We start from the raw sequence: 13266 nt of genomic DNA on the forward strand, positions 1-13266 counted from the left end.
AATAGTGCTAAAATGCCACAACTTGGGTTCATCCCTAAGGCTGGATCAGTTCGGCTGAGTTGGTTTAGGTTCACACAACTTTTCGAAAAAATGAAAGAGCACACTATGAGGGCTGTCCTGTTCGAGAAGTTCCAACAAACCCCCAAGGTTGTCATAGTCGACGACCCTGCACCCGATACTCATGGCGTTGTTCTGAAGGTCGAAGCCACTGGCGTTTGTCGCAGCGATTGGCACGGGTGGATGGGGCATGACAGTGATATCGAGCTGCCTCACATACCCGGTCATGAGTTGGCTGGCGTGGTCGAAGCCGTCGGACGGGATGTAAAGAACTGGAAAGTTGGCGACAAGGTAACCGTGCCTTTCGTCTGCGGCTGCGGAACGTGCAGCGAATGTCACGCAGGGCATCAACAAGTCTGTCTGTATCAAGAGCAACCCGGCTTTACCCATTGGGGCAGTTTCGCGGAATATGTGCCAATTCATCAGGCTGACCTTAATTTGGTCGCGCTGCCTGAAACCATGGAATTTGCAACCGCCGCCAGCCTTGGCTGCAGGTTTGCCACTTCATTCCGCGCGGTCGTCGATCAAGGAAGGGTCTCGGCCGGTCAATGGGTTGCCGTACATGGCTGCGGTGGGGTCGGTCTGTCAGCCGTTATGATTGCTGCCGCCGTCGGGGCCAATGTCATCGGGGTTGATCTAGACGAAGCCAGACTCGAACTTGCGCAAGAACTGGGTGCAGTTGCGACCATTAACGGTACAGATGCTGATGTTCCCGAAGCGATCCGCGAAATCACCAAAGGCGGCTCCCATGTGTCAATCGACGCTTTGGGTCATCCCGTCACTATGACCAACTCGATCCTCTGCCTGCGTCCGCGCGGCAAGCACATTCAGGTCGGTCTGATGCTGGGTGATCACGCTTCGCCAGCAGTACCCATGCCAAAGATCGTAGGACAAGAGATCGAATTGCTTGGTTCGCACGGGATGCAGGCGCATCGCTATGGCGCGATGCTCGACATGATTAAAAATGGCAAGTTGGATCCGGCGCGGTTGGTGGGGGAAAAAATCAGCCTGGAAGACGCACCCAAGGCCTTGATAGGGATGGATAAGTTTACCTCAATCGGTGCGACGGTCATCACAAGGTTCTGAGTCACAAACAGGATCCGCCCCGTGCGAAAATGGCGCCACTAAACGGCGATTTCAAAATGCATCACTCAATTGGCAAGTTCTGTTGGTATCGCTGAAAAATGGGCATCGCCTGATCCCAAAAGGTACTTTCGGACCGCCAGGTCGATTGATTTACTCTGTTCTGAATAGACACCGCAGGCAGTGAGCGCTTCACGGGCGGTAATGCGCTCATCAAGCCGTTTCCAGATTGTTTTCGCCGCATAAGGGTGTGGAAACGGCCGCCAAGCCACACCCATTGTCATGCCACGCAAGTATTTTAGCTGTTGGCGATGTGCGGAATAAAGGATGGTCTGCGCAATGCTTCCTTCCTTGCCGCATTCATGTTCGGTGGCGAAGATCCTGTTACCGCGCAGGGCAACCAGCCCTTCGTAGCGCGAAATCTGCCGAACGCTTTTGTCCGGGGACGTGGCGTTTTCGTGCGAGCGGATCGTCACGACGCCATCCACCTCCTTAAGTCGGATCAGAGAACAAAAAATGCGCCCCTGCCAAGACGGGGTGCAAAAGAAAGAATGATAGAAGCCCACATAGCGTCTGAGATTCTTCACCTGATCACTGTACGGCTTAACAAACAAGCTGGCAGGAGTTTCTTTCCGACGGACGATCGAGTCTTTCAAAGTTTCTTCAAAATCTGTCCGAGGCGCAAAAAGCTGCGCCTCAGGCAGATCGAAATACCGAGCGATACGGCGCAGGTTGTGGGCTGATGGCAAGCTTTCGCCGTTGAGGTAGCGATTAAACTGCTGCCTGTTCAGGCCGATTTCTCGACAGACTTGCGAGATATTGCCTCGCTCGGCGCACAAAGACCGTAAATTTGCGGAAAAACTTTCGGACATAAGCGTCATTTCTTTCGCGTTTTGACGCTATAATGCTAAAGATTGAATAAAAGCGCGTAAAGTAGCTCAGTTCAATAATTTTCGGAATGCGGGTTGGCTGTACCAAACGCAACAACGGGACCTCGCTCCGAATGTCCACAAAAATCATCGAAAACACCTGGATCCCACTGCCGGATGGTCGGAAACTGGCTGCACGAATTTGGTTGCCCGAAACCGGGCCGTCACCCGCCATTCTGGAATACCTCCCCTATCGCAAGCGGGATGGAACTGCGCCGCGAGATGCAACCACTCATCCAGTATTTGCCGAGGCAGGATACGCCTGCATCCGCGTCGACATTGCCGGAACCGGTGATAGCGAGGGGCAGTTCGACGACGAGTATTCGGAACAGGAACTCCGCGATGGTGAAGCCGTTCTGAGTTGGATCGCCGCACAAATCTGGTGCGACGGAAACATTGGGATGATCGGTATCTCCTGGGGAGGATTCAATGGGCTGCAGCTGGCCTTTCGCCATCCGCCCGAGCTCAAGGCGGTGGTCAGTGTTGCCTCGACCGTGGATCGGTACGCCGATGACATACATTTCATGGGCGGCTGCCTGTTAAGCGACAATATTAACTGGGGCAGTCAGATGTTCGCCTATTTGACACGGCCCGCAGACCCCGAGCTGCGATCTGATTGGCGAGAAGTCTGGCTTGCCCGACTTGAGAATGTACCATTCTCAGCAGCCGATTGGCTGCGTCATCCAACGCGCAGCGCGTTCTGGAAACATGGCTCGGTTTGCGAGGATTGGTCGGCGATTCAAGCTCCGGTTCTTGCGATAACGGGTTGGTCGGATGCATATGTCAACGCTCCGCCAGCGCTGGCAGCAAATCTGGCCGTGCCGTCAAAGGCGCTGATCGGACCGTGGGAGCACCGCTATCCGCATATCTCGAAACTGGAGGCAGGGGATTTCCATTCCGAGGTGATCGGCTGGTTTGATCGCTGGCTGAAGGGGCAGCAGAATGGCGCCGAAGACCTGCCCGCCTACCGAACCTATATGCAGGATCATTTTGGCCCGAGCAAAAAGAACAAACCCAGGCAGGGCCGCTGGATCGCCGAGACAGAATGGCCGTCGCCCAATGTCAGTGATGAAGTCTGGCATTTGGGATTGGGTGGGTTCTCCGACGTCGCCATTACGGCCGAGACAACCGTATCGAATCCAGCCCATATCGGACAGGCTGGCGGGTATTTCTGCCCGGGCATGCGGATCGACAATGAGTTGGCCGAAGATCAAGCAGCCGATGACGCACTGTCGCTTTGTTTCGATACGGCACCGCTGGACAAACCGCTTGAACTGCTTGGACGGGCGCGACTGAAACTGTCCTTCACCGTGGACAGACCGGTAGTCCAACTGATAGCGCGGTTGTGTGATGTCGCCCCGGATGGGGTTTCTCAGCGGATCACCTATCGGGCGCTGAACCTGACGCACTACAAGAGCCACGAGACCCCTGAAGCGTTGGTTCCCGGTCAGGTCTACAGTGCGGAAATCGCACTAAATGAGTGCGCGCATCGCGTGAAACCCGGTCATATCCTGCGTCTTGCGCTGTCTACCGCTTACTGGCCTATCGTTTGGCCCGCGCCAGAAGCGGCAGAGGTGACGTTACAACTGCAAGGTTCGGCGCTGTATTTGCCGGTTCGGACGATGTCTGAGGAAGCTGATCCTGCACATCCCGGACCAGCGCAGGATTATCCGACGTTGCAAAGCACCGAGCTGCGCGCGCCGTCGGGCCGATCCGAACGGCGCATCGAAGCGGACGGAACCGTCGTACTTGAGACATTCGACGACTACGGCAAAGCACAGGACCCCGGCCACGGCCTGATCGTCGGAAGCCACGTCGCCATGCGCTATGCGATCCATCCCGATGACCCAGCGACCGCGCAATTCAAGGCGGGCTGGCGTTTCACGTTTGAGAGGGACGAATGGCAGGTCGAGATCAGCACCGAAAACGCGATGACCTGTGACGTCGAGAATTTCTATCTGCATCGAAAACTGCGCGCCACCGAAGGCGCGGACAAAACAGAAGTTCTGACAAAGGAATGGAACAAAACCATCCCGCGCAGGCTTCTGTAAACGATCTGACCCAAGGGAGAACATCATGAAAATCGAATGGACAAAAGCAAATGTCGGGCGCAGGGGCTTCTTGAAAGGGGCAACTGCGCTTGGGGCGGCATCCGCGCTGCCTGCAAGCTGGGCCAATCGCGCCTTCGCCGCTGATGACGGGGTGTTGCGGGTGCGCGCCTATGGTGATGCCCAGAACATGGACCCCGCACATTCCGTCGGTGTTGTCGAAGAAGAAGTGCATGCCTCGATTTACAACAAGTTGATCCAATACAAGCCCGGCGAGGAATGGGGTTGGCAGCTGGATGCGGCGGCGATGATCGAGCAGGTTGACCCGACCCATATCAAGTTCGCCCTACGCGATGATATCGGTTTCACCAATGGCTTCGGTGCGATGACCGCTGAAGACGTGAAATTCAGCATGGAGCGCATCGTGGACGATGCGACCGAAAGCCCGAACAAGCCCGATTTGGGTCCGTTCAGCCATGTCGAAGTGAGCAGCGAACGCGAAGGTACCATCGTTCTGAACGAGCCGTTTGCTCCGATTTGGTCGATCGCCCTGCCCTACATAACCGGCAACATCGTCTCGAAAGCTGCGGTCGAGGCCGCAGGGGGCCGCATCGGGGCTGATCCGGTCGCTGAATCCGGCCCTTATCTGCGGGACAGCTGGTCACCCAAAGAAAAAACCGTGCTTAAGCGCAACCCGGATTGGAAGGGTGACGCACCAACATGGGACACAATCGAAATCCTGCCGATCGACGACGAAAACACCGCCGAGATCGCCTTTGAGGCGGGCGAACTGGACATGACTCGGGTTTCGCTGGGATCGGTTGAACGCTATCGGGCCGGTGTTCCGAACGGCGGATCTTTGGTCGAGAAACCCTCACTGTTCTATGTCTGGTTGGGCATGAATCTGGATCACCCCAAGCTTCAGAACCCAAAACTGCGTCAGGCGATTCAACATGCAGTCGACGTACCAAGCATCCTAGAGGCGGCCTATTTTGGAGCCGCTGAACCCTCGACAGGCATCATCGCACCTGGCCTTGCGGGCCACCGCCCACAATCTCTGGTCCCTCCGGCGGCAAACTTCGAGAAAGCGGCGCAATTGCTGGCGGAATCTGGCGAGACCAATGTGACGCTTACGCTGGACACGCTGAACAAGACCACTTTCACAACGACGGCTCAGATCATTCAGGCAACTCTGGCGCAGATCGGGATCACGGTCGAAGTCAACGTACTGGAATCCGGTGCATTCTGGGCAAGCGGAGACAACGAGAACCTGCAACTGGTTCTGAACCGCTTCTCGATGACCCCCGATCCATATTATGCGACGGCTTGGTTCACCACCGAACAGGTCGGCATCTGGAACTGGGAGCGGTTCAGCAACGCTGAATTTGACGAAATTCACAACTCGGCATTCAAGGAAGCGGATGTGGCCAAACGCGCTGAGATGTATCAGCGGGCGCAGGATCTGATGGAAGAAAGTGGTGCCTACCGCTTTATCACCCACGAGGCGACACCGGTGATTCATTCGGCTCGTGTCACCCCCGCGCTAAGACCCGACGGTCTGGCACTGCTGCGGTATTTCGGCAAGGCGACCTGACCTCCCCAAGGTCGGCTATGTCCGGCGGGGTTTGACGCCCGCCGGACAAAACAGCTCGCCACCCATCCACAAGGAGCCAGCTTTTCATGTTGAAGTTTGCAACCCGCCGCTTCGGGCTAGCGCTGCTTATCCTGTTCGTGGCGGTTACCGTCATGTTCCTGATGATCCGCGCCGTCCCCGGGGACCCGGTCCAGATCATGTTGGGGCCACGCGCAACACCTGAGCTTCAGGCCCAGCTCACCGCTGCGTTGGCGCTGGATCAACCAATCTGGAAACAGCTGGTCATATTCTATGGAAACCTGGTCCGTGGCGATCTGGGAATCGACGTATTCTCGGGCCGATCCGTGACAGATATCGTGTTTCAGCAGCTACCCTACACTCTGGAACTGATCTTTGCGTCGATCCTGTGGTCCGCCACCTTGGGAATTGCGCTTGGGGCATATGCCGCCGCCCATCCGAACACTCTGATCGACCGAATTGCGGCGGCGATTTCGGTCAGTTTTGTTGCAGCACCCGCCTTTGTCGTAGCACTTCTGTCGCTATTGGTCTTTGCCGTGCATCTTCAGTGGTTTCCAGCCATCGGCGCGGGCGAAGGCTTCTGGGGTCGCATTGATCACCTCGTTTTGCCCGCCTTTGCCATCGGGCTAAGCTGGGTGGGCTACATCGCGCGGTTGGTGCGCGCCTCGATGTTGGAAGTCTTAGGCGAAAACCACGTTCGGACCGCACGAGCCTTCGGTATCGCAGAGCGCCGCGTGGTGATGGTTTATGCCTTGCGTATCGCCATTCTTCCGGTTGTCACGGTGATCGGCGTCGGCATGGGTTTCCTGCTGAGCTCGGCCGTATTCGCCGAAATAGTGTTCGCGCGCCCGGGTCTGGGCAAGCTGGTGATCGACAGCATAACCACCCGCAATTACCCGATTGTCATGGGCTCGGTTCTGATCTCAACCGGTTTGTTCGTCGTGTCGACCGCACTGGCGGACCTGATCAATGCGTGGCTCGACCCACGCGCTAGACAAGCGCATTGAGGAAAGCCGAAATGGAAAAATCTCGTTCTGAACTTGGTCAGATCATTGTCGGCGTCGCCCGCGACCCTCTGGGTCTGATTGGTTTGGTCATTGTCGGCACCATCGTCTTCTGTGCGATTTTCGCCTATTGGATTGTGCCCTATGATCCTGTGGCCATGGATATCAAAGCCCGGTTGCAAGGCCCGTCTGCCGAGCACCTTCTGGGTACGGACCAACTTGGCCGCGATACGTTTTCCCGCGTGATTGCCGGCGGTCAGGTTGCGTTGAAAGTCGCCTTGCCTGCCGTCTTTGGTGCTATGGCAATTGGCCTAACCTTGGGAATGATTGCGGGGTATGGGCCAAAATGGCTCGACAACCTGTTGATGTTGTTCTTTGACACCATCCGATCCTTCCCAACCGTGATGTTCGCGCTGGCCGTTGTGGCCCTGGTCGGTCCCAGTTTGCAAACGGTTGTGTTCGTGGTGATGGCGACTTCGATCCCAACCTATGGCCGTGTGGCGCGAACGCAGACCCTGACGTTGCGCAACTCCGAGTTCATTCTGGCCGAGCGGTCGATGGGGGCCAGCATGGCCCGCATCTTGGGTGTGCACATGCTACCAAATATCGTGGGGGTTTTGGCCGTCCTGGCTGCTATGGACATCCCGACGGTAATCGCGCTTGAGGCGGGGCTGTCCTTTCTCGGGCTTGGCGTGAAGCCCCCAACCCCCAGTTGGGGCGCACTTCTGAAGGACGGGTATTCCCTGATCCGACAGACACCTTGGCTGGTGGTGGGCGGCGGTCTGCCGATCATTCTGGCAACCCTGGGCTTTACGTTTTTAGGGGAATCGCTGCGCGACGTGGTTGATCCCAAACTGAGGAAACAGCGATGACCGAAACTCTTCTGGAAATCGAGAACCTCAGCGTCGATTATGAAACGGCACGCGGAGATCTCAAGGCATTGCGGGATCTCACCTTTGACATCCGCAAAGGTGAGATCGTGGGTATTGTCGGTGAGTCTGGTTGCGGAAAATCAACCTTGATCTCGTCGATCCTGCGGCTGACCGCACCGAATACGCGGTTCCGGCAAGGCGAAATACGCTTTAAGGGGCAGGATCTGTTGCAAGTGCCTGAACGCAGGATGCGTGATCTGCGCGGGGCCGATATCTCAATCATCTTTCAGGACCCGATGCAGACCCACAATCCGGTTCTAACCATTGGCCAGCAGATGGTCGATATTCAGCATCGATCAAAGACAAGCAGGCAGGTAAAACTGGCCAATGCGGCAAAGATGCTGGGGGCTGTTGGAATTCCGGACCCTGAAGCGCGCTTAAAGCAGTTTCCGCACGAGTTTTCTGGCGGAATGCGACAGCGGATCGCCATTGCCATGGCGTTGATTTCAGAACCCGACCTGCTGATCGCGGATGAGCCGACCACCGCGCTGGACGCCACGCTTGAGGTGCAAATCATTGAGCGCTTGCAAGAGCTGCAGCGCGAGTTCGATTGCGCCATCCTGTTCATCTCGCACCATCTGGGTGTGATCGCGGAACTCTGTGATCGCGTAGTGGTAATGTACGCAGGCGCCGTGGTCGAAAGCGGCGAGGTGCGCGAGATTTTTCACAATCCCAAGCACCCTTACACACGCCGTCTGATTGATTGCGATCCCGGCCATATCAAGGAACGCGCGCGGGTTCTGCCAACTATTCCGGGCGAAGTGCCCGATCTGGCCAACCTGCCCGGCGGCTGTATTTTCCGCGACCGCTGCGATCAGGCGATGCCACGCTGCGCAACGGACGTTCCGCCCTTGGATCGTCTGAAAGAAGGGCATCACGCCGCCTGCTGGCTGAACCATGAGGAGGCCGTGACATGAGCCTGCTGAATGTCCAAGACCTGCAAACCAGCTATGGCCCGGTCAACGTGCTGGCGGGCGTCAGCTTTGAGGTCGAAGCTGGCGAAACCTATGCGCTTGTCGGCGAAAGCGGTTCGGGCAAGACAACTGTCATCCGTGCGATTGCGGGCCTGGCCCCGGCGCAGGCCGGTTCGGTCGTGTTTGACACGCAAGAGATACGAGGCGCGCCGGAACGGGTAATGCGTCCGCTGCGCAAAGACATGGCGATGATGTTTCAGGACCCTGTGGGCAGCTTGTCACCACGCCTGACAATTCGAAGCCTGATCACGGAACCCTATCGCATTCAGGGCATGAAAGATCGCGATCTGGATGCCGAAGCCAAGCGTCTGCTGGAAATGGTGAACCTGCCGGTGCATTTCGCGGACCGCTACCCCTATCAATTGTCCGGTGGCCAGGCACGACGGGTTGGTGTTGCCCGCGCTTTGGCGCTGGAGCCGAAACTGATCCTGGCGGATGAACCAACGGCGGGGCTGGATGTCTCGGTACAGGGTGAGCTGCTGAACCTACTCAATGACCTGCGGGAACGCCTGGGCCTGGCGATGGTGATCATCACCCACAACCTGAACGTGGTGCGCCACGTGGCAGACCGCATGGGCATTATGTATCTGGGTCGACTGGTCGAGGAAGGCACGACAGAGGCGATCTTCGACGATCCGCGCCACCCCTATACCCGCTGCCTGCTCAGCGCCAACCCCGAGCCGGACCCCGATGCGCGCCTTGAACGGATCGCGCTCAAAGGTGAGCCGCCCAGCCTCTTGCAACGTCCGTCGGGCTGTGAGTTCCGCGAAAGATGCCCGTTTGCCAAAGACATCTGCACACAGACACCGCAATGGGAGGTTGCGGCGGGCCACGGGCTGCGCTGTCTCGCACCCTTGTCGGGTGCGCCTGCTCCGGGTCACTAAAGGATGAGGGAAACACTCTATTTCGGCGGTCCCATCCTGACGATGGACGCCGACAATTCCCGACCCGAGGCGGTGTTGGTGCGGGACGATGTCATCATTGCGGTGGGGGACGAAGCAACGCTGCGTCGGCGGATGTCATCCGATGCGGGTGTATATGACCTAGCTGGCCAGACCCTGATCCCAGCCTTCATCGACTCGCACGGCCACTTCCCAGATCCCGGCTTCATCCAGCTGTTTCGGGTTGATCTTGCATCACCTCCACGCGGCGTGTGTATGGATATGGCGCAAGCTTTGGAAAAGCTGCGCTGCCGAGCCGAAGAGACGCCCGAGGGCGATTGGGTGATGGGCGTTTTGTTCGACAACACCGCCATTTCAGAAGGCCGCATGCCTACCCGGGCCGAACTGGATGATGTCTCAACGGCGCATCCAATCTGGGTTCTGCATGCTTCGGGTCACAATGGCGTGGCCAATTCGATGGCGCTGAAGCTGCATGGCGTCAATCGCGACACCCCGGACCCGGCCGGAGGGCGTTATGGCCGCGACCCCGATACCGGCGCCCTGACGGGGCTGGTCGAAGGGCTGTCGGCCATGGGCGAAATGGGCGACACTGATTTTCTGATCGACCGGGACAGGTTCTGGCAAGGGTTCAACGCCTGCCGTGATGAGTATTTGTCCCACGGAGTAACTTATGCACAGAACGCTTGGGCATCGCAGGTTATGCTCGACCACTTTACCAGCCTTCCTGCCGATCAGGATCCCGGCATTGATTTGGAATTGTTGCCAATTGCCGATCTGGAACCGGCTCTGAGCCAGGGCTGGATCGACGATAACTGGCCCGGAAACCCACATTTTACGCTGGGTGCGCGCAAGCTGTTTACCGATGGCGCATTCCAATTGCAGACTGCCTATCTGTCTGCGCCCTACTACAAGTCGCTGGACCCCGATCACCCCTGTGGCATGATCTATGCCACGCAGGTCGACATGGATACCGAGGTTCTCCGCCTACACGCTATGGGGTTTCAGATCCACTGCCATTGCAACGGGGATGCCGGGGCCGAGATGTTCATCGATGCGGTGGACAAGGCCTTGTTAGCGCATCCGCGAGACGATCACCGCCATACCATCATCCACGGCCAGGTTCTGCGCGACGATCAACTGGACCGCATGGCGCGGCTTGGAATAACTGTCAGCTTCTTTTCAGCACATGTGCATTTCTGGGGGGACCGACACTACGATACCTTCCTCGGCCCGGAACGCGCTGAACGGATTTCGCCAGCCGCAACTGCGGAACGATACGGTGTACGCTATACGATCCACAATGACGCGTCGGTTACGCCAACGCGGCCCATCCATCTGGCGCATTGCGCGGTGAATCGACTGACTGCATCCGGCCGGCAACTGGGTGAAAAGGAAAAGGTCAGCGTACTGTCTGCGCTACGGGCACAAACCATCGATGCGGCGTGGCAAGTGTTTAAAGAAGATCAGCGCGGTTCGATTGAGCCCGGAAAACTGGCAGATTTCGCCATCCTTTCTCGCAATCCCCTAGATGATCCTGAACGGCTGCTCGACACATCAATTGTTGCAACCATCCGGCGAGGACAGATTGTGTTTGGCGCCACCAAATCCAGAAAAGAACTGGAGTTTTAGAATGACAGCGAAACGCATTGCCATTGCCGGATTTCAACACGAAACCAACTGCTTCGGAGCGACCAAAGCGGGTCTGCCCGAGTTCGAGATGGCAGATTCCTGGCCCGAAATGTTGCATGGCGCGCGTGTCATCGCAGACACCAAAGGCATGAACCTACCCATCGCCGGGTTTTCTTCCGCCGCGAACCAGGCAGGTTTCGAGCTTTTCCCAATCCTGTGGTGTGCGGCAGAACCTAGCGCTCATGTCACGGATCACGCGTTCGAGAAGATATGTACTATGATCTTGGATGGCCTTCGCGGCGCGGGACCGCTGGACGGAGTGTATCTCGACCTGCACGGTGCCATGGTGACTGAAAGCCTTGCCGATGGTGAGGGAGAACTGTTGCGCCGAGTACGTGATCTGGTAGGGCAGGACGTTCCGGTCGTGGCGAGCCTGGACCTGCATGCCAATATCTCTGACCAGATGATCTCGCAGGCGGACTATCTGGCAATTTTCCGCACGTACCCGCACCTCGATATGGGCGAAACCGGTGCACGATGCGTACCGGTTCTGCAAAGGCTACTGGCAGGAGAAAAGCTGCACAAAGCCTTCCGGCAGGTGCCCTATCTGATCCCATTGCATGCGCAATACACCTGGGCCGCACCGTTTGATGAGATTTATCAGTTGCCCACCCGGTTCGAACAGGCCCATGTCTATGCAGAAATCGCACTGGGTTTTACAGCGGCAGATTATCCCGATACTGGTCCGTCCTGCGTTGCCTACGCGACCAGTGCCGCGCAAGCGACCGCCGCAGTAGATCAAATAGTCGACCTTTTTCTGGCCCGCGAACCTGATGTGGACTGCTCTATGTTGTCGTTGGACGAAGCCGTTCTGGCCTGTCGTTCGCATCGCGACAAACCGCTCGTGTTAGCGGATGTACAGGACAACGCAGGCGCAGGCGGCACATCCGATACCACCGGACTTCTGGCCGCTTTGATCGAGGGGGAAGCGCAGGAGGTTTTGATGGGTCTCTTCCACGACGCCGAAAGCGCAGAGAAAGCGCATCGTGCAGGCCAAGGCGCAAAACTGAACCTGGCCATCGGCGGAAAATCAGGTCTGCCCGGGCTCCACCCCGTTGAGGCAAAGTTCGAAGTTCTGGCCATCGGAGATGGCATCTGCCGATACTCAGGTGAGATGTACGGAGGCGGCATCGCGACGCTTGGCAAAACGGCCGCTCTGAGGATGATAGAGTCTGGCGCGAAGATAGACTTGGTCGTCACCAGTGTGCGCAACCAATGCCTAGACCGCGCTCATTTCACCCATATCGGCCTGAATCCCACATCCTATTCAGTGATCTGTGTCAAAAGCACCACACATTTCCGGGCGGATTTCCAACCCATCGCAAGCGACGTGAAAGCCGTTGCCGCTCCAGGCACCTTTCTCTGCGATCTGGACCAGATCCCCTACTACAACATCGCAGGCAAACGCCGCATCGAAACACGTGGACCCAAAACCAGAACCCATTGATTTCCCACCCGCATCGCAGCTCGCAATCGACATAGCAGGTGCAGAAACTGCATTGATATCCCGCTTGTAAACTAAGAGATTGGAAACTTCTCGCTTCACGTTTTGACAATGCTGCGTCATCATTCGCTTCAAACCTACAGAAGATAGGGCTTAAACCGCTTCTGTTCGGCAGAAACCCAAGCCCATTACGACCAAGCTTTGATAGAGCAACCCTGCAGCAAATCCCGACCCAGCGAACGGACCTTGCTAGCGCGATTCACGGTTCGAAATCGAGCGGTGAAGATGTCTGACTTATATTGGTTGGCTGGCGCACATAAAGCGCGTCTTGAGCCCTTATTCCCTAAATCACACGCCAGTCATCTACGCGAGACCCGCGGAGTTACAGACCCAGATTGTGATGATCTGCTAAAACCCGCTTTTTATCGGAATAGTGAACGAAACCGCAACGCTGGGAAATACCATCACACCGGATACCTCCGCTCAAACAAACTGGTCTGAGATCCGGCCTGTTCGGCGTTGGATGTAGACGGCAAGTGTAGCTATCGATAGACAACTTCCACAGGGTCAAACCGAAAACGAGGGCCCGAGG

General features: G+C 57.0%; 10 protein-coding genes. 9 read left to right on the forward strand and 1 reads right to left on the reverse strand.

All coding sequences use genetic code 11. From position 1 onward, the window contains the following. Nucleotides 1-105: 105 nt before the first annotated feature. Entirely contained in the window at nt 106-1143 is a 1038-nt protein-coding gene (locus tag ACR0I1_RS10355; RefSeq protein ID WP_480706295.1) for a zinc-dependent alcohol dehydrogenase family protein, read from the forward strand. A 65-nt stretch (nt 1144-1208) separates the two neighbouring features. Here the strand turns inward: ACR0I1_RS10355 and ACR0I1_RS10360 are convergent, their stop codons facing one another. Continuing rightward, nucleotides 1209-2012, reverse strand: a complete 804-nt coding sequence (locus tag ACR0I1_RS10360; protein ID WP_170407624.1) for a helix-turn-helix domain-containing protein — start codon at nt 2010-2012, stop codon at nt 1209-1211. Nucleotides 2013-2143: 131 nt separating this feature from the next. On the opposite strand from ACR0I1_RS10360, the gene ACR0I1_RS10365 reads away from it, so the two are divergent. From ACR0I1_RS10365 to ACR0I1_RS10400, 8 genes are all read left to right on the forward strand, one after another. Continuing rightward, nucleotides 2144-4120 (forward strand): CocE/NonD family hydrolase, encoded by a 1977-nt coding sequence (locus ACR0I1_RS10365; RefSeq protein WP_480706297.1) that lies wholly within the window; start codon nt 2144-2146, stop codon nt 4118-4120. Between the two features lie 25 nt (nt 4121-4145). Continuing rightward, entirely contained in the window at nt 4146-5711 is a 1566-nt protein-coding gene (locus ACR0I1_RS10370) for an ABC transporter substrate-binding protein (protein WP_170509482.1), read from the forward strand. Between the two features lie 86 nt (nt 5712-5797). Further along, entirely contained in the window at nt 5798-6736 is a 939-nt protein-coding gene (locus ACR0I1_RS10375) for an ABC transporter permease (protein WP_170422950.1), read from the forward strand. 11 nt (nt 6737-6747) lie between these two features. Further along, nucleotides 6748-7605: an ABC transporter permease gene (locus tag ACR0I1_RS10380; RefSeq protein WP_170512064.1), complete on the forward strand. Its 858-nt coding sequence runs from the start codon at nt 6748-6750 to the stop codon at nt 7603-7605. Beyond that, complete coding sequence (locus tag ACR0I1_RS10385; RefSeq protein ID WP_170561648.1) at nt 7602-8582, forward strand: ABC transporter ATP-binding protein; 981 nt, start codon at nt 7602-7604, stop codon at nt 8580-8582. The genes ACR0I1_RS10380 and ACR0I1_RS10385 overlap by 4 nt, the downstream gene beginning before the upstream one ends. Next, nucleotides 8579-9523 (forward strand): oligopeptide/dipeptide ABC transporter ATP-binding protein, encoded by a 945-nt coding sequence (locus ACR0I1_RS10390; RefSeq protein WP_480706300.1) that lies wholly within the window; start codon nt 8579-8581, stop codon nt 9521-9523. Before ACR0I1_RS10385 ends, ACR0I1_RS10390 begins: the two co-directional genes overlap by 4 nt. A 3-nt stretch (nt 9524-9526) precedes the next feature. Continuing rightward, nucleotides 9527-11170 carry an amidohydrolase gene (locus ACR0I1_RS10395; protein ID WP_480706302.1) on the forward strand — a complete coding sequence of 548 codons (1644 nt, stop codon included), beginning with the start codon at nt 9527-9529 and terminating at the stop codon, nt 11168-11170. Between the two features lies 1 nt (nt 11171). Beyond that, entirely contained in the window at nt 11172-12677 is a 1506-nt protein-coding gene (locus ACR0I1_RS10400; protein ID WP_170512070.1) for a M81 family metallopeptidase, read from the forward strand. The last annotated feature ends 589 nt before the right edge of the window (nt 12678-13266 follow it).

It is taken from the genome of Ruegeria sp. B11, from assembly GCF_056539785.1.

What these genes read in the sequence shown, in the direction of transcription:
- ACR0I1_RS10390 (WP_480706300.1), top strand. Translation starts at nt 8,579, where the DNA reads ATGAGCCTGCTGAATGTCCAAGACCTGCAAACCAGCTATGGCCCGGTC.
- ACR0I1_RS10375 (WP_170422950.1), top strand. Translation starts at nt 5,798, where the DNA reads ATGTTGAAGTTTGCAACCCGCCGCTTCGGGCTAGCGCTGCTTATCCTG.
- ACR0I1_RS10400 (WP_170512070.1), top strand. Translation starts at nt 11,172, where the DNA reads ATGACAGCGAAACGCATTGCCATTGCCGGATTTCAACACGAAACCAAC.
- ACR0I1_RS10385 (WP_170561648.1), top strand. Translation starts at nt 7,602, where the DNA reads ATGACCGAAACTCTTCTGGAAATCGAGAACCTCAGCGTCGATTATGAA.
- ACR0I1_RS10380 (WP_170512064.1), top strand. Translation starts at nt 6,748, where the DNA reads ATGGAAAAATCTCGTTCTGAACTTGGTCAGATCATTGTCGGCGTCGCC.
- ACR0I1_RS10370 (WP_170509482.1), top strand. Translation starts at nt 4,146, where the DNA reads ATGAAAATCGAATGGACAAAAGCAAATGTCGGGCGCAGGGGCTTCTTG.
- ACR0I1_RS10360 (WP_170407624.1), bottom strand. Translation starts at nt 2,012, where the DNA reads ATGTCCGAAAGTTTTTCCGCAAATTTACGGTCTTTGTGCGCCGAGCGA.
- ACR0I1_RS10355 (WP_480706295.1), top strand. Translation starts at nt 106, where the DNA reads ATGAGGGCTGTCCTGTTCGAGAAGTTCCAACAAACCCCCAAGGTTGTC.
- ACR0I1_RS10365 (WP_480706297.1), top strand. Translation starts at nt 2,144, where the DNA reads ATGTCCACAAAAATCATCGAAAACACCTGGATCCCACTGCCGGATGGT.
- ACR0I1_RS10395 (WP_480706302.1), top strand. Translation starts at nt 9,527, where the DNA reads ATGAGGGAAACACTCTATTTCGGCGGTCCCATCCTGACGATGGACGCC.